The 18,919-nt window shown below is 63.7% G+C and carries 18 protein-coding genes and 1 riboswitch; of the genes, 10 read left to right on the top strand and 8 right to left on the bottom strand.

What is annotated here, in order from left to right:
* Positions 1 to 3 precede the first annotated feature (3 nt).
* The 4 genes from DBIPINDM_RS07360 to DBIPINDM_RS07345 are packed head-to-tail and all read left to right on the top strand — an operon-like array spanning position 4 to position 4,657.
* Positions 4 to 1,044, top strand: a complete 1,041-nt coding sequence (locus tag DBIPINDM_RS07360) for a 2-hydroxyacid dehydrogenase (protein ID WP_258585114.1) — start codon at positions 4 to 6, stop codon at positions 1,042 to 1,044.
* Positions 1,045 to 1,089: 45 nt separating this feature from the next.
* Positions 1,090 to 2,607, top strand: coding sequence for a glycerol-3-phosphate dehydrogenase (locus DBIPINDM_RS07355; protein WP_258585113.1), 1,518 nt, complete (start codon positions 1,090 to 1,092; stop codon positions 2,605 to 2,607).
* Positions 2,577 to 3,665 (top strand): class II aldolase, encoded by a 1,089-nt coding sequence (locus tag DBIPINDM_RS07350; RefSeq protein WP_258585112.1) that lies wholly within the window; start codon positions 2,577 to 2,579, stop codon positions 3,663 to 3,665. The genes DBIPINDM_RS07355 and DBIPINDM_RS07350 overlap by 31 nt, the downstream gene beginning before the upstream one ends.
* Positions 3,666 to 3,715: 50 nt before the next feature.
* Entirely contained in the window at positions 3,716 to 4,657 is a 942-nt protein-coding gene (locus tag DBIPINDM_RS07345; protein WP_258585111.1) for a sugar phosphate isomerase/epimerase family protein, read from the top strand.
* Between the two features lie 65 nt (positions 4,658 to 4,722).
* Here the strand turns inward: DBIPINDM_RS07345 and fba are convergent, their stop codons facing one another.
* Positions 4,723 to 5,787, bottom strand: coding sequence for a class II fructose-bisphosphate aldolase (gene fba, locus DBIPINDM_RS07340; protein ID WP_258585110.1), 1,065 nt, complete (start codon positions 5,785 to 5,787; stop codon positions 4,723 to 4,725).
* Between the two features lie 272 nt (positions 5,788 to 6,059).
* Between fba and DBIPINDM_RS07335 the strand changes: the two genes are divergently transcribed.
* The 3 genes from DBIPINDM_RS07335 to DBIPINDM_RS07325 are packed head-to-tail and all read left to right on the top strand — an operon-like array spanning position 6,060 to position 8,081.
* Positions 6,060 to 6,824, top strand: a complete 765-nt coding sequence (locus DBIPINDM_RS07335) for a DeoR/GlpR family DNA-binding transcription regulator (protein ID WP_258585109.1) — start codon at positions 6,060 to 6,062, stop codon at positions 6,822 to 6,824.
* Between the two features lie 55 nt (positions 6,825 to 6,879).
* Complete coding sequence (locus tag DBIPINDM_RS07330; RefSeq protein ID WP_258589212.1) at positions 6,880 to 7,608, top strand: triose-phosphate isomerase; 729 nt, start codon at positions 6,880 to 6,882, stop codon at positions 7,606 to 7,608.
* A gap of 29 nt (positions 7,609 to 7,637) precedes the next feature.
* Positions 7,638 to 8,081, top strand: a complete 444-nt coding sequence (locus DBIPINDM_RS07325; RefSeq protein WP_258585108.1) for an RpiB/LacA/LacB family sugar-phosphate isomerase — start codon at positions 7,638 to 7,640, stop codon at positions 8,079 to 8,081.
* Between the two features lie 81 nt (positions 8,082 to 8,162).
* Here DBIPINDM_RS07325 and DBIPINDM_RS07320 read toward each other — a convergent pair whose 3' ends face one another.
* Entirely contained in the window at positions 8,163 to 9,065 is a 903-nt protein-coding gene (locus DBIPINDM_RS07320; RefSeq protein WP_258585107.1) for a FadR/GntR family transcriptional regulator, read from the bottom strand.
* Positions 9,066 to 9,146: 81 nt separating this feature from the next.
* Here DBIPINDM_RS07320 and DBIPINDM_RS07315 point away from each other — a divergent pair, with 81 nt between their 5' ends.
* Entirely contained in the window at positions 9,147 to 11,072 is a 1,926-nt protein-coding gene (locus DBIPINDM_RS07315) for an autotransporter outer membrane beta-barrel domain-containing protein (protein ID WP_258585106.1), read from the top strand.
* Here DBIPINDM_RS07315 and dhaL read toward each other — a convergent pair.
* The 4 genes from dhaL to DBIPINDM_RS07295 all read right to left on the bottom strand — a co-directional run bounded on the left by dhaL (position 11,067) and on the right by DBIPINDM_RS07295 (position 14,777).
* Positions 11,067 to 11,711 carry a dihydroxyacetone kinase subunit DhaL gene (gene dhaL, locus DBIPINDM_RS07310; protein WP_258585105.1) on the bottom strand — a complete coding sequence of 215 codons (645 nt, stop codon included), beginning with the start codon at positions 11,709 to 11,711 and terminating at the stop codon, positions 11,067 to 11,069. The two genes, DBIPINDM_RS07315 and dhaL, sit on opposite strands and share 6 nt — an antisense overlap.
* 15 nt (positions 11,712 to 11,726) lie before the next feature.
* Entirely contained in the window at positions 11,727 to 12,734 is a 1,008-nt protein-coding gene (locus DBIPINDM_RS07305) for a dihydroxyacetone kinase subunit DhaK (protein ID WP_318036927.1), read from the bottom strand.
* A gap of 68 nt (positions 12,735 to 12,802) precedes the next feature.
* On the bottom strand, positions 12,803 to 13,276 hold the full coding sequence (locus DBIPINDM_RS07300; protein WP_258585103.1) for a 6,7-dimethyl-8-ribityllumazine synthase: 474 nt from the start codon (positions 13,274 to 13,276) through the stop codon (positions 12,803 to 12,805).
* 77 nt (positions 13,277 to 13,353) lie between these two features.
* A riboswitch (FMN riboswitch) is annotated at positions 13,354 to 13,501 on the bottom strand.
* 100 nt (positions 13,502 to 13,601) lie between these two features.
* Positions 13,602 to 14,777 (bottom strand): MFS transporter, encoded by a 1,176-nt coding sequence (locus tag DBIPINDM_RS07295; RefSeq protein WP_258585102.1) that lies wholly within the window; start codon positions 14,775 to 14,777, stop codon positions 13,602 to 13,604.
* A gap of 48 nt (positions 14,778 to 14,825) precedes the next feature.
* Between DBIPINDM_RS07295 and DBIPINDM_RS07290 the strand changes: the two genes are divergently transcribed.
* Entirely contained in the window at positions 14,826 to 15,365 is a 540-nt protein-coding gene (locus tag DBIPINDM_RS07290) for an Lrp/AsnC family transcriptional regulator (protein ID WP_258585101.1), read from the top strand.
* Positions 15,366 to 15,446: 81 nt separating this feature from the next.
* Here DBIPINDM_RS07290 and DBIPINDM_RS07285 read toward each other — a convergent pair whose 3' ends face one another.
* Both DBIPINDM_RS07285 and oiaX read right to left on the bottom strand, forming a co-directional pair.
* Positions 15,447 to 16,769, bottom strand: coding sequence for a four-carbon acid sugar kinase family protein (locus DBIPINDM_RS07285; RefSeq protein ID WP_258585100.1), 1,323 nt, complete (start codon positions 16,767 to 16,769; stop codon positions 15,447 to 15,449).
* Between the two features lie 8 nt (positions 16,770 to 16,777).
* Entirely contained in the window at positions 16,778 to 18,028 is a 1,251-nt protein-coding gene (oiaX, locus tag DBIPINDM_RS07280) for a 3-oxo-isoapionate-4-phosphate decarboxylase OiaX (RefSeq protein WP_258585099.1), read from the bottom strand.
* A gap of 177 nt (positions 18,029 to 18,205) precedes the next feature.
* Between oiaX and DBIPINDM_RS07275 the strand changes: the two genes are divergently transcribed.
* Entirely contained in the window at positions 18,206 to 18,919 is a 714-nt protein-coding gene (locus tag DBIPINDM_RS07275; protein ID WP_258585098.1) for a transcriptional regulator NanR, read from the top strand.

The following is an 18,919-nucleotide window of genomic DNA, read 5'->3' as shown; positions in this document are numbered from 1 at the left end:
AGTATGCGTAAGAAAATAGCGATCATTGGCGACAACTTCATGCTGCCGGAGGTGTTTCGCGCCAAAATCGAGAAGGTCGCGAGCGGCGACCTCGACATCAGGACATTGCAGACAGCCTGGCCCGACGAGCCGATGGAGTTCGGCAATCCGGCGCTCGGCCTCGACAGGGTCAAGGAATATTTCGGCCACCCCGACGAGGTCGTCGATTTCATCGGCGATGCCGAGATCCTCGTCACCCAGTTGGCTCCGCTGTCGGAGGGTATGATGCGGCGCCTGCCTGATCTCAAGCTGGTCGCGGTTTCGCGCGGCGGCCCGATCAATATCGACATGGCTGCTGCCAGGGCGCACGGAATCACCGTGGTCAATGTGCCTGGCCGCAACGCCACTGCCGTCGCCGAGTTCACCATCGGCGCCATCCTGGCCGAGACGCGACTGATCCGGGTCGGCCACGAGGCCTTGCGCAAGGGCGAGTGGCGCGGCGATCTCTACCGCGCCGACCGCACCGGCCGCGAACTCAGCGAAATGACCGTCGGCGTCGTCGGCTATGGCAATATCGGCACCAAGGTGGTCCGCCTGCTGCGTGCCTTCGGCTGCCACGTCCTGGTCAGCGATCCCTATGTGCAGTTGAGCGCTGAAGACCGCAACGCCGGCGTCGAGCTCGTCGCGCTGGACGATCTCCTGTCCCGCTCCGATGTCGTCACGCTGCATTCGCGGGTGACCGAGGAGACGCGCGGCCTGATCGGCAAGGACACCATCGCTCGGATGAAGCCTGGCGTGATCTTCGTCAACACTGCGCGCGGGCCACTGGTCGACTATGACGCGCTCTACGAGGCGCTTATTTCAGGCCAGATCGCCAGCGCCATGCTGGAGACGTTCGCCGTCGAGCCGGTGCCATCGGACTGGCCGTTGCTGCAGCTTCCCAATGTGACGCTGACGCCGCACATCGCCGGCGCTTCGGTGCGCACCGTCACCTATGCCGCCGAACAGGCCGCCGAAGAGGTGCGCCGCTACCTCGCCGGGCTGCCTCCGGTCAATCCGTGCTGAGGCAGCCGCCATGACGCATCAAACCGGCATCGAGGCCACGGCGACATGAACGGCGGTCCGGAAATCGTCGACCTCTTCGTCATCGGCGGCGGCGTCAACGGCGCCGGCATCGCGCGCGATGCCGCCGGCCGCGGCCTTTCGGTCATCCTGTGCGAAAAGGACGATCTCGCCGAAGGCACCAGCTCACGCTCGGGCAAGCTCGTCCATGGCGGCCTGCGCTATCTCGAATATTACGAGTTCCGCCTGGTGCGCGAAGCGCTGATCGAGCGCGAGGTGCTGCTGGAATCGGCGCCGCACATCATCTGGCCGATGCGCTTCGTGCTGCCCCACAGCCCCGACGACCGGCCGGCCTGGCTGGTGCGGCTCGGCCTGTTCCTTTACGACCATCTCGGCGGCCGCAAGCGGCTGCCGGCCACCCGCACGCTCAACCTGCGCACCGCGCCCGAGGGCGCGCCGATCAAGGATGCGTTCAAGCGCGGTTTCGAATATTCCGACTGCTGGGTCGACGATGCCCGTCTCGTCGTCATCAATGCGCTCGACGCCGCCGAGCGCGGCGCGCAGGTTTTCACCCGCACCGTTTGCAATGCCGCCCGCCGCGAGAACGGCGTCTGGGTTGTCGAGATGCAGGATGGCAGGACGGGCATCAGGACGGTCGTTCGGGCCCGCGCACTAATCAATGCCGCCGGCCCCTGGGTCAACGACATCGTCAACCGCGTTGCCGGCCAGAACTCCAGGCGCAATGTCCGCCTGGTCAAGGGCAGCCACATCGTCGTGCCGAAATTCTGGGAGGGGCGGCAGGCCTATCTCATCCAGAACAGCGACAAGCGCGTGATCTTCATCAACCCCTATCAGAACGATCTCGCGCTGATCGGCACCACCGACATTCCCTATGAGGGCCGGCCCGAGGATGTGGGGGCGGATGAGAGCGAGATCGATTACCTGATCAAGGTGGTCAACCGCTATTTCAAGCGCGGCCTGGCGCGCGGCGATGTCGTCTATTCTTTCTCCGGCGTCAGGCCGCTCTATGACGACAATGCCGACAACCCCAGTGCCGTCACCCGCGACTATATTTTCGAGCTCGACGCGCCAGACGCGCAGGCGCCGCTGCTCTCCGTCTTCGGCGGCAAGATCACCACTTTCCGCAAACTGGCCGAGCATGCGCTGGACAGGATCGCTCCGTTCTTTCCCCGTATGGGCAAGCCCTGGACAGCGAAGGCGTATCTGCCCGGCGGCGACATTGCCAATGCCGATTTCGAACAGTTTCTCGGCGATCTCGGACGGGAGTATCCGTGGATGCCGGCATCGCTGCTCAAGCATTACGGCCGGCTCTACGGCACCAGGACACGGGCTTTGGTTGGCGCGGCGCGTTCGCTCGATGAACTCGGGCGCTGCTTCGGCAAGGATTTCTTCGAGCGCGAGGCCAATTATCTCTTCGACCGGGAATGGGCGGTGACCTCAGCCGATATTCTCGAACGGCGCACCAAGCATGGCCTGCATCTGTCCGCCGAGGAGAGGGCGGCTTTCGAGCATTGGTGCGCGAACCGGCTGGCGAGGGCAGGCTGATGGGGCGCCTCGTCGACACTGGCACCAGTGAATTCCGCATGCTGCGCTCCTTGTCGGCCAGAATCGGCGCCGACCCGCTGCTGGTCCAGGGCGCCGGCGGCAACACCTCCATCAAGCAGGCCGGCGTGCTGTGGATCAAAGCCTCGGGCACCTGGCTGAAGAACGCGCGCGACGATGAGATCATGGTGCCGGTCGCGCTGGCGCCATTGCTCGATGCCGTGGCGCAGCGGAGCCCAGCGGCCGAGACGGCCGGACAGTTCACGCTGGCGGACCTCAACCCCCGCCAGCTGCGACCCTCCATCGAGACGACGGTGCACGCGCTGCTCCAGCAGAAGATCGTCGTCCACGTCCATTGTGTCGAGACGATCTCGATTGCCGTCCAGGCCAACGCCGAAGCCCTGCTGGAGGAGCGCCTGCGCGGCCTCGATTGGGTGTTCGTGTCCTATCGCCGGCCCGGCCTGCCGCTGGCGCAGGGGATCGCCGAGCGGCTGAAGCCTGCGACCAACGTGCTGGTGCTCGGCAATCACGGGCTGGTGGTCGCCGCCGATACGGTCGCCGAAGCAGCCTTGCTGCTGCAACGGGTGACCGGGCTGCTCGCGCGGCCGCCGCGATCGGCTCCGCTGCCCGATCTCGACGCGCTGCTGAGGCTCGCCGCCGGCAGCGACTACCGGTTGCCGGCCTCGGCGGCTGCGCATGCTGTCGCGACCGATCTCGCCAGTTGCCGCATCGCCGCTTCCGGCAGCCTCTATCCGGATCATGTCATCTTCCTCGGTGTCGGCTCGGTGATCGCCGGCCCCGGCGAGAACGCCGCGGCGGTCGTCGCCCGCACCGCCGCCGCGCCGACATCCATTCTCTTTCCAGGCAAGGGTGTGCTGATGCGCAGGGATGCCAATGCCGGCGCCGAAGCGATGGCACGCTGCCTGGCCGATGTCGCCGCGCGCGTCGATGGTGCGGCGCGCGTCAACTATCTCAGCCCGAAGGAGAATGCCGAACTGCTGAACTGGGACGCCGAAAAATACCGCCAGCAACTCAACCGCGAGGGGGTGACGCTGCAATGACGGCATTCGCCGCCACCACCCCGCGCCAGCGTTGAGGAGGGATAGCAGCCTTGGCCTTCACGCTCTCCCTCAACACCAATCCGCTGGTCAATCGCTTCGCCGATCCGGACGACCTGATCGACACCATCGCCTATGACATCGGCATTCGGGACGTGCAGCTCACGCATGAATTCGTCAATCCGGGCTGGCCGGCGGCGACGATCGTCAAATTCGTCCGCCTGTTCCGCGGCGCGCTCACCCGCACCGGCGTGCGCGTCACCTCGGGCATGACCGGTCCTTACGGCCGGCTCAATCATTTCGGCCACCCCGACGCCGATGTGCGCCGCTACTATGTCGACTGGTTCAAGACCTTTGCCGACATTTCGGCCGAGCTTGGTGCCAGCGGCATGGGCACGCAGTTCGCCATCTTCACCCATCGCGACTTTGACGATCCAGCGCGCCGTGCGCGGCTGTTCGACATCGCGCTGGACTGCTGGCGCGAGGTCGCCGAGCACGCCAAGGCGGCGGGCCTGACCTACCTGTTCTGGGAGCAGATGTCCGTCGGCCGCGAATTCGGCCACACCATCGAGAGCTGCCGGATGCTGCAAGGTGCGATCGACGCCGCCGGCATGGCCATTCCGCTGGAGATGATGGTCGATATCGACCATGGCGACGTCACATCAAGCAATCCCGCCGACATCGATCCCTATGCCTGGGCCGAGGCCTTTCCCCGGAAATCGCCGATCATCCACGTCAAGCAGTCGTCGATGAACAAGGGCGGCCATTGGCCGTTCACCGCCACTTACAACCGGGACGGCCGCATCACGCCGGAAAAACTGCTGGAGACGGTGCGGCGCGGCGGCGGCACCGACAACGAGATCTGCCTCGAACTGTCGTTTCGCGAGCGTGAGCCGGTCGACCATCAGGTCGTCGCCATGATCCGCGAGTCCGTCGACTACTGGGCGCCGTTCATCGAGACAGGCAGGTCCGATCTTCTGCCAAAGGCCAAATGAAAAAACGGGCAGGGGCCGATGCGGCTCCTGCCCGTTGAATTCAGCAGATTTGAAGTCGCCAGAACTCAGCCGAATTTCGGATCGAGGCTGCCCGATTTGTAGCGCTTGGCCATTTCCCAGACCGGCAGTGGCTTGATCTTCGGTGCATTGCCGGCGGTGCCGAACTGCTCGAAGCGCTCCTTGCAGAGCTTGCGCATGGCCGCCATTGCCGGCGTCAGGTACTTGCGCGGGTCGAACTCGCTCGGGTTTTCGGTCAGCACCTTGCGGATGGCGCCGGTCAGCGCCATGCGGTTGTCAGTGTCGATGTTGATCTTGCGCACGCCGTGCTTGATGCCGCGCTGGATCTCTTCCACCGGCACGCCCCAGGTCGGCTTCATCTGGCCGCCATATTTGTTGATGATCTCCTGCAGGTCCTCCGGCACCGAGGACGAACCATGCATGACCAGATGCATGTTCGGCAGGCGGCGATGGATCTCCTCGATGACGTTCATCGCCAGCACCGCGCCGTCCGGCTTGCGCGAGAATTTGTAGGCGCCATGGCTGGTGCCCATGGCCACCGCCAGCGCATCGACATGCGTGTCCTTGACGAACTCCACCGCCTGTTCCGGATCGGTCAGCAGCTGGTCGTGGCTGATCGCGCCCTCGACACCGTGGCCGTCTTCCTGCTCGCCGCCGCCGCTCTCCAGCGATCCCAGCACGCCGATCTCGCCTTCGACCGACACGCCGCCCCAATGCGCCATGTCGACGACGCGCTTGGTGATGCCCGAATTATAGGCGTAGTCGGCCGGCGACTTGCCGTCTTCCTTGAGCGAGCCGTCCATCATCACCGAGGTGAAGCCGTACTGGATCGCGGTGACGCAGGTGGCTTCGTTGTTGCCGTGGTCGAGATGCATGCAGACCGGGATGTCGGGGTGGATTTCGACCAGCGCGTCGATCAGCTTGGCCAGCACCACATCATTGGCATAGGCGCGCGCACCGCGGCTTGCCTGCAGGATGACAGGCGATTTGGTCTCTTCCGCCGCCTCCATGATGGCGAGGCCCTGTTCCATGTTGTTCATGTTGAAGGCCGGCACGCCATAGCCGTATTCGGCGGCGTGATCGAGCAATTGTCTCAGTGTGATGCGAGCCAACGAATAGTCTCCCGTATCTGGTTTCAAACCTGTGGTTGCGGACTGTCCGCGCATCGTCCAGCCCACCGATGCTTCTGGCCGGATTTCGGCGCAACCGCAACCGTGACAGACCGTCCCGGCAGCAATTCTTGTTACAGCGCCGCGATCAGGGCAAGCGGAATATCCCAAGAAATTGTCCCATTATCACAAAATATTTGGTACTTTTGCGACGATAGCTGTTATATCTGAACTTCGATCAAGGAGCCACGCTTCGGCGGTGGCGGTCGGCGGCGATGAAGAGCGATATCAGGCGGCAAGGCATTATGGAGTTTCTGATGGACGCCGGTCAGGCCGGCGTCGACGACCTCGCTCTGCGCTTTGGCGTCTCGAAGATGACGGTTCACCGCGACCTCGACGAGCTCGAGGAAAGCGGTTTTTTGCGCAAGGTGCGCGGCGGCGCCTCGATCCAGCCGAGCAGTCTGTTCGAAAGCGATTTCCGCTACCGGCAGAAGCAGGCGACCGAGGAAAAGCAGCGCCTGGCGGCAGCCGCCGTGGCCATGATCGAACCCGGCCAGACGGTGATCATCGACGATGGCTCGACGGCAGGCGGCATTGCGCGCCATCTCGCCGATCTGCGGCCGCTGACGGTGATCTCCAACAATCTGGCCGTCATCCAGGACCTGGCCGGCGCCGGCGGGATCAACCTGATCGCGCTCGGCGGCCAATACAGCAAGAAGTTCCACGGCTTCTTCGGCCTGCTGGCCGAGGCTTCGCTCAAATCGCTGCGCGCCGACGTCGCCTTCCTGTCCTCATCGGCCATCCATGGCGCCTCCGCCTTCCACCAGGACCAGGAGGTGGTGCTGGCCAAGCGGCTGATGATGGCGGCGGCAACCCGCAAATATTTGCTGGTCGATCACGGCAAGTTCGGCCGCACGGCGCTGCATTTTCTCACCGACCTCAAGGCGTTCGACACGGTCTTCACCGGCCGTGAGCTCGAGCCGGGTTTGTACGAGGCGCTGGATGCCGCCGGTGTCTCGGTGGCCCTAGTCGGCAACTAAGTTCGGCACTGAGTAAGGAGTACGCGTGGTGTATTGGGTCGGTACAAGCTGGAAGATGAACAAGACGCTCGCCGAGGCGCTGGATTTTGCCGATCGCCTGGCCGGATTCATTCCCGGTTTCGATGACCGCATCCAGCCCTTCGTCATCCCGCCTTTCACGGCGGTGCGCGAGGTCAAACAGGCGCTGTCGTCGACGCGCATCAAGGTCGGCGCCCAGAACATGCATTGGGCCGATGCCGGCGCCTGGACCGGTGAGATTTCGCCGCTGATGCTGAGAGACTGCGGGCTCGATCTGGTCGAACTCGGCCACAGCGAACGGCGCGAGTACTTTGGTGAGACCGACCGCACCGTCGGCCTGAAGACGGCGGCCGCGGTGAAGCACGGCTTGATCCCGTTGATCTGCGTCGGCGAGACGCTGGCCGAGCGCGAAAGCGGTAAGGCCGATGCCGTGTTGAGCGCCCAGGTCGAGGGGGCGCTGCAATTCCTCGAAGGCGAGGCGAAGGGCGCAGAAATCCTCTTCGCCTACGAGCCGGTCTGGGCGATCGGCGACAAGGGCATTCCGGCCAGTTCCGACTATGCCGACAAGCAGCAGGCACTGATCAAGACGGTGGCCGGCGGCCTGCTGCCGTCCGTGCCGCCGGTGCTCTATGGCGGCAGCGTCAATCCCGGCAATGCCGCCGAGCTGATCGGCCGGCCCAATATAGACGGCCTGTTCATCGGCCGTTCCGCCTGGCAGGCGGATGGCTACATCGACATCCTCGGCCGCGCTTCGGCGGCGATCTGAAATCATCCGAACACGAAAGGGACAAAACCATGAAAATAGCCATTGGAGCCGACAGCGCCGGCAAGCCGCTGCTCGATGTGATCGCCGCACACCTTGCCACCAAATCCGGCCTGACGGTCAGCGATCTCAGCCAGGCCGGTTACTATGCCGACCTGTCGCAAAAACTCGCCCAGACCATCATCGACGGCGAGAACGAGCGCGGCATCCTGTTCTGCGGCACTGGTATCGGTGTCTCGATCTCGGCCAACAAGGTGCCGGGCATCCGCGCGGCACTCACCCACGACACCTATTCGGCCGAGCGGGCGGCGAAATCCAACAACGCGCAGATCATCACCATGGGCGCCCGCGTCATCGGCCCGGAACTGGCCAAGGCGATCGTCGATACATGGCTCGCTTCGGAGTTCGACGAGAAGGGACCCTCGGCCGGCAATGTCCAGGCGATCGACAGGCTTGATGCGGCGAAATCTGCATGATCCGCAGACCCACAACATAGGCTGGGGCAGGTTCAGTTCCCGACGTAGACTCTGAGCACGCCGCGTGCGGCGATGCCGGTTCTATTTCTGTCTGCCAAGCCTGGCCGCGAGGGAACGCCTCACGTCTTCTTCCGCCCCATCCAGCAGGTCGATCAGCACCTTGCTGGTGGCCGCCGGGTCGCGCCTTTCGATGTTCTCGACAATCTGCCGATGCAGGCTGAGCGAGTGGTGCTGTCCGGCCGGATTGTCGTCTGAAAGCCGGAAGCTGATCACCAGCGCGGTCTCGATCAAAGCGGCGAGCGAACCGATCAGCTCATTGCCCGACATATGCAGGATCGCCTGGTGGAAAGCCAGGTCGGGTACGGCGAAGCGTTCGCCGTCATCGCCGGCCTGTTCCATCTCCTCGAGGATTGTCCGCAATTCGGCGATCTGCTCCGGGCTGGCGCGCTCCGCCGCCAGGGCCCCGGCCGTCGGCTCGATCGCGCGGCGCAGCTCGAACAGGGAACGCGCCTCCTCGGCCGTCGTTCTCGAGCCGAAACGCCACAACAGCACGTCCGGGTCGAGGAAATTCCAATCCTTGCGCGGGCGCACTCTTGTCCCGGTCCGGGGGCGCATTTCCACCATGCCCTTGCCCGCCAGCACCTTGACGACTTCTCGCAGGCCGGTGCGGCTCGCGCCATAGGAGGCGCTCCAGTCGTCGCCATTCGGCAACTGGTCACCGGGAATCAATTCGCCGCGCACGATGCTGAGTCCGATTTCGTTGAGCAGCCTGCCGTGAAGGCCGGAATGGGACGAGCCGGCCATGCGGGACGTCATCCGGGATGCCCGGGGAAGGGCGGTTGAATTCTTCATACTATTCCCATTATTCATACGATTGTCACGTGCCCGCCCTAGTGAGCACATCGTTGAACTCCCCGCCAGAGCGATCGACGAACCACAGCGCAGATAGCACCCGAAGAGCCACAAAACCTCGAATCTTGCCATCGCCGACGGCCGCCACCGTCGTTGGTCGATGTCGTGCGTGTCGAGCCGTCGATCATAAACACCAACAGGAACGCACCAGAAATGTCTTCCAAGATGACCGAACACGCCAGCAAAGCCGCCCTCAAGGGAACGGCTTGCCTTCCGAAAATCATAACCTCCTGCATCTTCGTGTCCAGCGCGCTCGCCATGACATCGGTGCCGGCGCTTGCCGTCGAGCCCTGGATCATGGTCGAGAAGACGACCTTCACCGGCGATGCGATATCCTCAAAGCAGCAGGGCGTGACCACGGACGGCACGAACTGGTACTTTTCCGGCACCAATATTCTCGAGCGCACGGACAGGAATTATAACCCGTCCCTGACTGTCTCCCCCGCCATTCCCAATGTTCTCAAGCTTCCGTCGCAATATTCCGACATCGGGCTGAACCACATCGGCGACATCGACTATGCCGACGGGCTTCTCTACATCTCGCTGGATTCGAGCCAGCGCGACCCGGTCACCGGCGGCAAGTACGAAAATCCGGTTTTCGCTGTGTATCGCGCGAGTGACCTGAGCTTCACCGGCCAGGCCTTTTCGCTCAATCCGCCTCACGGCATCCATGACATTGCCAGCTGGGTGGCGGTCGATGCCAAGAACGGGCTGGGCTACGGCATGACCTATGAGAATGCGACGGAGATCGCGGTCTACAATCTGTCGGACTGGAGCTTCAAGGAATACATCCCGCTGACGCAGACCATCGACCAGGCACAGGGCGGCAAGCTCCTCGACGGCTGGATGTATTTTTCGACCGACAATGACCAGAAGATCATTTACCGGGCGAACCTCAAGACCGGCGAAGTCGAAAATCTCGGCAACCTGAAGATCGACCGCGAGCAGGAAGTCGAAGGGCTTTCCTTCAACCAGACGAAGGATGGCTGGTCGATGTACATCCTCAATCGGGAAGCGCTGGAGAGCGACCCCACCGTGGAGGCCGTCGGCTTCTACCGTTATCTGCGTCCCTACGGAAACGCGCTCTCCGGTGAGATTCACGCCGATATCAGTGGCGCGCTTGTGGAGGACAGCGGCTTCGCGCGGGATGCCGCGAACAGCCGAATTCGTTCCGCCTTCGACGCGGTCTCCGCGCCGGTGCTGACAACCGCCAGCATCGACACCGAAGGCATGCACGCCGCGCCCGCCAACGCCGATGGCATCGTGATCTGGAGCGAGGCACTTGCGATGACGGGCGACGCGAATGCTTCCGGCGATGCCGCCGCCTTCGGCCGCAACACCGCCGGATTCATTGGTGGCGCCGACGCACCTGCCGGAAGCTGGCGGCTCGGCGTGCTCGGCGGTTACAGCCATTCGCGCTTCGATGTCACCGACCGCGCTTCATCCGGCTCGAGTGATAACTACAATCTCGGTGTCTATGCCGGCACGCAGTTGGGCCAGTTCGGTTTCCGCACCGGCGCGATCTATGGCTGGCATGACATCGAGACCAGGCGCAGCGTGGTCTTCCCTGCTTTCAGCGAACAGCTCTCCGCCGACTACAACGCCGCGACGACGCAGGCTTTCAGCGAACTCGCCTACCGGTTCGACATCGGCCGCGATGCCTTCGAACCCTTCGCCAACCTCGCCTATGTCCATCTGAACACCGATGGCTTCGCCGAGACCGGCGGCACGACTTCGGCGTTGACAGCACAGAAGACGACGACCGAAAACACCTTCTCGACATTTGGCGTTCGTGCTTCGACCCAATTCGACACGGGGCCCACCAGGGCCGCCCTGCACGGCATGCTGGGCTGGCAGCACGCCTATGGCGACGTCGGTCCAACCTCCGATCTGGCCTTCAATACCGGAGCATCCTTTACAATCTCGGGCGTGCCGATCGCCAGAGATGCGCTGGCGGTCGAAGCCGGGTTCAACGTTCTCCTGTCATCCAATGCCACGCTCGGCGCATCCTATTCCGGCCAGATCGCCAAGGACGCGCAAGGACATGCCTTCAAGGTCAGCTTCGATTTGAAGCTATAGAGCCGACATCAGACTCTTGCGTATCGCGCGGATGACGGTGACGGCCGACGCCGCGCCCGGGTCCATATGGCCGAGCGATCGCTCGCCGAGCCGCGAGGAGCGGCCCTTGGCGGCGATCATGTCCTTGGTCGCTTCAGCACCAGACTCGGCGGCGGCAAGGGCCGCCTCGAGGCTCTGAGCCAAGGTCTTGCCGGCGACATTGGCTGCAGCGGCCGCTTCGGCCGCCGGCTGCCACGCATCGACCATCGTCTTTTCGCCAGGTTCCGCCTTGCCGCGGTCCTTGATGCCTTGTGCCATGGCCTGGAACAGGGCGATGAAATCCGCGTCCGCCAGCGTCACCTTGCCCTTGACGGCGGCGGCGCCGCGCATGAAGGCCGTCGCATAGAGCGGGCCTGACGAGGCGCCGACGGCATTGAGGAACGATTTCGCCGCAGTGTTGAGCAGCGCCGTCGGCTCGGTCGTTGCAAGGTCGAGCGGTGCCAGCGCATCGCGCACGGCATTGAAGCCGAGCGCCATGGCAATGCCATGGTCGGCGTCGCCAATGACGCCGTCGAGCTGGCAGAGCCTGTCCCTGTCGGCCTCGATCGCCACCGCGATGGCGTCGAACATTCTTTTCAGGTCAGCGGCGTCGATGGTCACGGGAACGCTCTTTCGTCAGCCGGCACGGAACATGGCGCAGTCGCAGGGGTGATCGAGCATGGTCTGCAATTCCTCGTCGAGATGAAAAAGCGTCACCGAGGCGCCGGCCATTTCGAGCGACGTGCAGTAATTGCCGACCCAGGTCGCGTGGATGGAAACGCCGAGTGCGTCGAGCCGCTGCTTGACCCGGCGGTTCATGATGTAGAGCTCCATCAGCGGCGTCGAGCCGAGCGAATTGACCAGCACCGCGACCTTGTCGCCAGGCTTCGGCGCCATCTCGGCGAAAATCTTGTCCAGCATCTCGTCGGTGATCTCGTCGGCGGTACCGAGCTTGCCGCGGGCGATGCCGGGTTCGCCATGGATGCCCATGCCGATCTCCATCTCGTCCGCGCCGATCTCGAAATTCGGCCGCCTTGTCTGCGGCAGCGAGCAGGGCGACAGCGCCACGCCCATGGTGAAGGTGTGGTCGTTGGCCTTGCGCGCGATGCGCTCGCATTCATCCAAGGAGAGCATGCGGTCGCAAGCGGCACCGGCCGCCTTGAAGATGAAGAAATTGCCGGCGACGCCGCGGCGCTTCTGGCGCTGATCGCGCGGCGCCGAGGCGACGTCGTCGGTGGTCAGCACGGTGCGCACCTCGATGTCGTCCATTTCAGCCATCTCGGCCGCCATGTCGAAATTCATCACGTCGCCGGCATAGTTGCCGTACATGAACAGGACACCGGCGCCGCCGCTCACCGCCTTGGCGCATTCGAGGATCGGATCGGGTGGTGGCGAGGCAAAGACATTGCCGATCGCCGCCGCGTCCGCCAGTCCCTTGCCGACAAAGCCGAGAAAGGTCGGCTCGTGGCCGGAGCCGCCGCCGATCACCAGCCCGACCTTGCCGGGCCGCGGTCCGTCGCGGGCGATGATCGAGCGCGGGCTGCCGTCCGCGCTCCTGAGGTGGCGAGGATGCGCGGCGAGAATCCCTTCGAGCATCTCGTCGACGGCGCGGTTGCCGTCATTGATGATCTTCTTGGTCTGCACCGGCATCCTCCCGACTTTTCGCAAATACTACCGGGTGTTATCGCGATTTCCACCCGGCCGGGAAGATTTCATGCCGCGATCTTTTCCCGGGCGGCGAGAATTTCCACGCAGGCCTTGGCCGCTTCCTTGCCCTTGACGGTGAAGTGTTCGAAGAAGAAGCGGTGGTGCTCGGCGCTGTCGTGATAATTGTGCGGTGTCAGCACCGCCGAAAGCACTGGCACGCCGGTCGACAGCTGCACGTTCATCATGCCGTCGATGATGGCGCTGGCGACGAATTCGTGCCGGTAGATGCCGCCATTGACGACGAACGCCGTGCCGAGGATCGCGGCATAGCGGCCGGTCCCCGCCAAGGTCTTGGCATGCAGCGGGATCTCGTAGGCGCCGGGCACGTCGAAGACATCGACGGCGAAGCGGTCGCCGCCGATGTCGGCCAGTTCGGCCTCGAAGGCTTTTACGCACTGGTCGACGATGTCGGCATGCCAGCGCGCCCTGATGACGGCGATGCGAACAGTTTCATAGTCTTTGTGGGAATGCTGATTCATGGGTCCATCCTTCCGTTTCGAACCAGAATCAGGACGCACGATACGAAATCCGGCCCGCCGAGGCGGTCCGTTTTCCGTTTCGTTCTCTTTCATCCGGACTCTAACCGTCGGCTCCGGAATCGCACCGGATCTGCTGACCTTTCCGATTTTGCCGGAAAGCGCTCGCGGGCTTGGGCCTAGACCCTTACCGCCGGTGGGGACTTTCACCCCGCCCTGAGAACATTAACGGGCTTTGTATGGAAGGGCAGGGGTGCTGCTGTCAACTGCGCCAGGCCGGTGGCCAATCACGTTCTGTCGACTGGAGCAATTGTGCGAAAGACGCGCTTTATCGCGTGCGCCACGCCGCCGCCGAAGCAGCAACCAGCATCAGTAGGGCCGCAACCATCGCGCAGAAGGCAAAGCCGAAGCTGGAATAGAGCGGCCCGAAGCCGGTGGTGCCGATAAAGACCGCCAGATAGGTCACCGCGCTGTTCAGGCCCATGATCGTGCCGCGCCGCGAGGGATCGAGCGCCGAGAGGCGCATCACCAGGACATTCAATCCGAAATGATTGGCAAGTCCCCACACTGCCACCATGGCGAGCGTCAGGCCGAAACTGTCGCTCGTCGCGGCAATGGCGACATAGACGGCGGCGACAAGAAGATAGGCGAACGGCATGACACGGCGGGCGCCCAGGCGATCGATCACGCCGTCGAGAAGTGCCGCAGTGCCGAAGCCGACGCCATAGGCAAGTGCTGCCCAGCCGTTGGCGCTCACCGGTTTGCCCAGTCCGCTGTGCAGGTGGTCTCCGAGATAGCCATAGACACCGTAGAAGGCGGTCATGAAGGCCGCACAGGCGATGAGAAGTGGCACAATGCCGGGAATGCTGAGCGCCGCCAGCGGCGTTGGTGCCGGGCCGCTCTTTCTAATGTCGTTCAGCGACGTCATTGTGAGGCTGGCCAGTGCCAGCAGTGCCACCACCGCGACGGCTGCGAAGACGGCGCGCCAATGCACGAGATCGGCAAGCACGGCCGAGAGCGAAACGCCGGCCACCATGCTGAGCGTCCAGCCTGTCAGCACGACGCCGATCGTCCCGCTTTCGCGGCCGGGCGGCGCGATCGCAGCCGAACTGGCATAGATCGCCGGCATGGCGACGCCGGCGGCGATGCCGGCGACAAGCTGGGCAGCGACCAGCAAGACCACCGTGGGCGCCACAGCACTGGCGACGAGCGCCAGCGCCAGCAACAGCAGTGCACCCTGGAGCATCCGGCGTGCACCCAGCCGGTCGATGTAACGGGCCAGGAACAGGGCGCTTGCCGAGGTGCCGAGGCCGAACGCAGCGGCTGCGATCATCACCACCGGCACGCTTGTTCCGAACGACAAAGCCACGGCCGGGGCTATCGGGCCCAGGACCAGCGAATTCGAGCCGATCACGGCGATGCAGCCGGTCAGCAGATAGGCGAGGGCCGGGATCGGTGGCCTGGCGTCGGTTGGCAGGACTGTGGCTTGATTGCTGTTCGACATATTATCATAATGGCCGTATTAAATTCCGTGGCAACCAGGATTGTCGATATGGATGAAGAAACAGATGGCATTCAGCAGAACAGGCCGGCGCCCCGTGATGTCGACGCGATTGACCGAAAAATATTAGGCGTCCTCGTCGACGACGCCACGGTCAGCTATGCCGAACTCGGCGATCGGGTCGGCCTCTCACCGCCAGCCGCCCATGAACGGGTCAAGCGCCTTCGGCGCAGCGGCGCCATTCGCGGCACCGCTGTCATCATCGACCCCAAGGCGGTGAAGAAGCCGCTGCTGGCTTTCGTGCATATCGACACCAGGGGCTGGGGCAAGACCCCGGAACTGATGGCGGTTTCGCAATATCCGGAAGTCGAGGAGATCCACACCGTCGCCGGTGACACCTGCATGTTGCTGAAGGTTCGCACGGAAGATACGAGGGCGCTGGAAGGCCTGCTCGCTCGCCTCTACGAAACACCTGGCGTCACCTCGACACGCAGCTACGTGGTGCTGTCGACCTATCTCGAGCGCCCGGTGCAGCCTGGCGTCACCGAGACGTGGCCGACACCCAACCATATGAGCAAGCCGCTGTACTAGCAATTCCAGGAAAAGTGTGGAGCGGTTTTCCCGGGAAAAGCGCATAGCGCTTTCCCTTGGGAATTGCGTCAAACAAAGAGTCTAGCCGCCCAGCCGGATCGTCTCGAAATAGGCGTCGGTGCCGACCTGGCCGCCCTTCAGCGCTATTTCGAGACCGTCGATGTCGCCGCCGCCATGCGCGAGACAAAGCGGCGAACCCGGGGATTGCGGCAGCGGCATGCGCACGGTCAGCGCATCAATGGACAGTTGTCCCAGCGCGTGGCTGGAGGTGTCGCCGCCGGCGATCACCGCGCGCTTGAGCTTCTGCTCGACGACCAGCCGGCGCAGAATATCCCCCAGCGCTCGGCCAAGTCTGTTTCGCGCGCCGTCGATATGGTCGATCTCGGCACTGCGATCGGCCTGGGGACCAAGGGCGGTGTAGAGGATGACGCTGCGCCCTGCCGCGAGGCTCGCCAGGCCGCTTGCGATAGCGCGCTCGATCGCCTCGCCGGCGCCGTCCGAGACCAGTTGCATGGCATCCATCTGGATGCCGTCGAACCCATGGGCGAGCGCGAAGCGGATCTGCTTCTCGGTGGTCGGCGACACACTGCCCGAGACCACGGCGAGCCGGTCCACCGGACCGGGCGGCGCGAAGGATGCGTGACCCGCGGCGATGCCTTTGCCGGTCCATTCGGCAAGCAGCGCATATTCGACGCCCGAGGATCCAACAACGAAACCATGGCCTTGTTCGCAAATCCGCCAGATCTGTTCGCCGACGCGTGCCTGCGTCTGGCGGCTTTCGACGTCGAACAGGACGATTTCCTTGTCCTGCAGAGCCTGGTCTACTGTCTGCGAAAGATCATCCGCCTGTAGCGCCGCCAGGTCGACAAGGCCGGAACCGAGATCGGTCTGGCGATGGAGGTGGATAAGCAGGTCGGCTTCCTTCATCGGCGTCACCGGATGCCGGCTCATGACGGGGTGGCGGTCGATGCGGAAATAAGTGCCGCGAAATGCGGCGAAGAGGTTTCCAAACGCCGTGTAGCGCTTGAGCTGGGGCGCCCCGACAACCACCGGCACACTCTTCTGGTCGAAGACACGCCGGCCGATCTCGAGGGCGCGGCCGATGCTGCCGATTGTCGGGCTGGAATCGAAGGTCGAGCAGATCTTGTAGTGGCAAACCACCGCTTCGAGGCTTCTCAGCCACTTAAAGGCGGGTGCCAGATTTTCGTCCATCCATTGCGGCGTTTCGCTCCGGCTCGTACCGGCCAATCCTACGGCGCGGCACCGCGAAAACCGCGACAGCAAGGGCTGGTCGGGTTGGCGCATGAACAGCACGGTCGGCACGCCGCCAAGCTCGAGCGCCTCCATGACGTCGGTCGAACCGGTGAGGTCGTCGCCATAATAGCTGAGGAGCAGGTTCTGCATGGCGTTGCTCACGCCGCCTTGCCGTCGCCGAACTTTTCGATCGAGCGCGCCAACTCGGCGTGGCTGCGGGCATAGTCCGCCAGCGCAATGCCCGCGACCGCGGCCTGCCATGCCTGCTGGACGGCGCGCACGCCGGCGCCCGGGCCATCCGGATGGCTGACGATGCCGCCGCCGCAGAGATAGAGCAGATCGACCGTCCGCCCGGTACGCTCATAGGTCTCCGGTGCCTGGCCGCCCCACTGGCCGGAGCCGGCGACCGGCAGGGCGCAATCGTCAGGCGAAAACAGCGGCGTCGTCACCGCCTCGAAGGAACGGATGAAAGACTCGTCCGGCTCCCAGTATTTCGAGGCGATGCCGTTGATCTGGAACTGATCGACGCCAAGCAGCCGCCAGAACTGCTGCCACACCTTGAAATCCATGCCGAGACCGGGATGGCGGGTGAGGATATCCCAGCCATTGCGGTGGGCGTGCAGCACCAGGCCGGAGCGCTTCCTGAGGTATGCCATGCCGCCAAAGCCGATGGAGTTGATGTTGACCACGGCGCAATTGCCGCCGGCTTCAAGCACCAGATCATGGTTGCGCATCATCTCGTCCGGATCGGCATGCGAGATGCCGAAGGCATACATCACCTTCTTGCCGGTTCTCTGCTCGTGGTCGAGGATCAGCGGCATGATCGCCTTCACACGCTCCGAAAGCGGCGAGTAGGCCGGGCTCATCAGCTTCTCATCGTCTTTGATGAAATCGACGCCAGCCTCGATCAACTCGCCCACCATCGCGGCCGTCTCAGGTGGCCGCAAGCCCAGCGCCGGCTTGACGATGGTGCCGATGATGGGGCGGCCCTCGACGCCGGTCAGCCGGCGGCTGCCGGCGACGCCGAACTGGGGACCGGGATGAGCGTCCCTGAATTCTTCCGGCAGCTTCATGTCGACGACGCGGATGCCCGACAGGCCCTTGATCGAATAGGTGCCGCCGATGGCGATGGTCATCAGCGCCGAAAGATCGGTGCCGATCGCATCGAACGGGAATGCGATGTCGACATCGGCGCGCTTGAAAGGTCCGCTGCCGGCCTCGGGAATGGACGGCTGTGCGACATCGGGCAGATGCCGGATCGCCAGCACCCGCGCCGCCACGCGTGCCTTGAGCTCCTCGGTCTCACCAGGCAGGGCAACGAAGGTGCCAGTCGACTGGTCGCTGGCGATCTTGGCCGCCAGCGCTTCGATGCTATCAGGCGTTTCTATGCGATAGGTGAACGTGATCATGGCCGGTCGAAAGGGTCCGAAAAAAGTTTCGTTGCGTTCGAAATCTGGTATAATGAGTACATAAGTATTGCAAGCAAATATCCCGACCTCGCGCGACGCGGCGAGCAGGGCGCAGGCATTCCGGGAATCCCGTCGGGAATGCTAAACAGGAACCGGGCCAGGGAGTGATTCGTCACGATGAACCGTTCGGAGCCGATCGTCCGGCGCAAGCTTTCCGACGAAGTCTTTGCAAGGCTGAAGCGGCTGATCACCAGCGGCGAGCTTCAGCCGGGTGACGACATGCCGTCGGAGCGCGAATTGATGGAGCGCTTCGAGGTTGGCCGGCCTGCGATCCGCGAGGCGATGCAGGCGCTGAGCAATATGGGGCTTGTCGCCATCTCGCATGGCGAGCGGGCCAAGGTGCTGCAGCTCACTGCCAAGTCGATCATCAAGCAGGTCGACGGCGCGGCCAAGATCATCCTGTCGTCGTCGAAGGACACGCTCGAGCACCTCAAGACCGCGCGCATCTTCTTCGAGCGCGGCATGGTCAGGGAAGCCGCCGAGAAGGCCACCGTCGAGGACGTGCAGCGGCTGAAGGCAACCGTCGCCGAGCAGCGTGCCGCGCGCGGCGATTCCGAAGCCTTCATTTCCGCCGACATGAAATTCCACACCCAGATCGCGGCGATATCGGGCAACCCGATCTATGTCGCTGTCAGCGAGGCCATGCTCGGCTGGCTGAAGGAATATCACACCGAGATGCTGATCTGGACCGGCAAGGAAAAATACACGCTGACCGAGCACGAGGAGATCATCGACCGCATCGAGCAGAGGGACGCCGACGGTGCCGAGAAGTCGATGATCAAGCACCTCGAACGCTCGCGCGCGCTCTACGTGATGAATTCCGAGAAGTAG

Source organism: Mesorhizobium sp. AR02 (assembly GCF_024746835.1).
Taxonomy (GTDB): domain Bacteria; phylum Pseudomonadota; class Alphaproteobacteria; order Rhizobiales; family Rhizobiaceae; genus Mesorhizobium.
The sequence above is the reverse complement of the archived record's forward strand: the minus strand, read 5'-3'. Positions and strand labels throughout refer to the sequence as shown.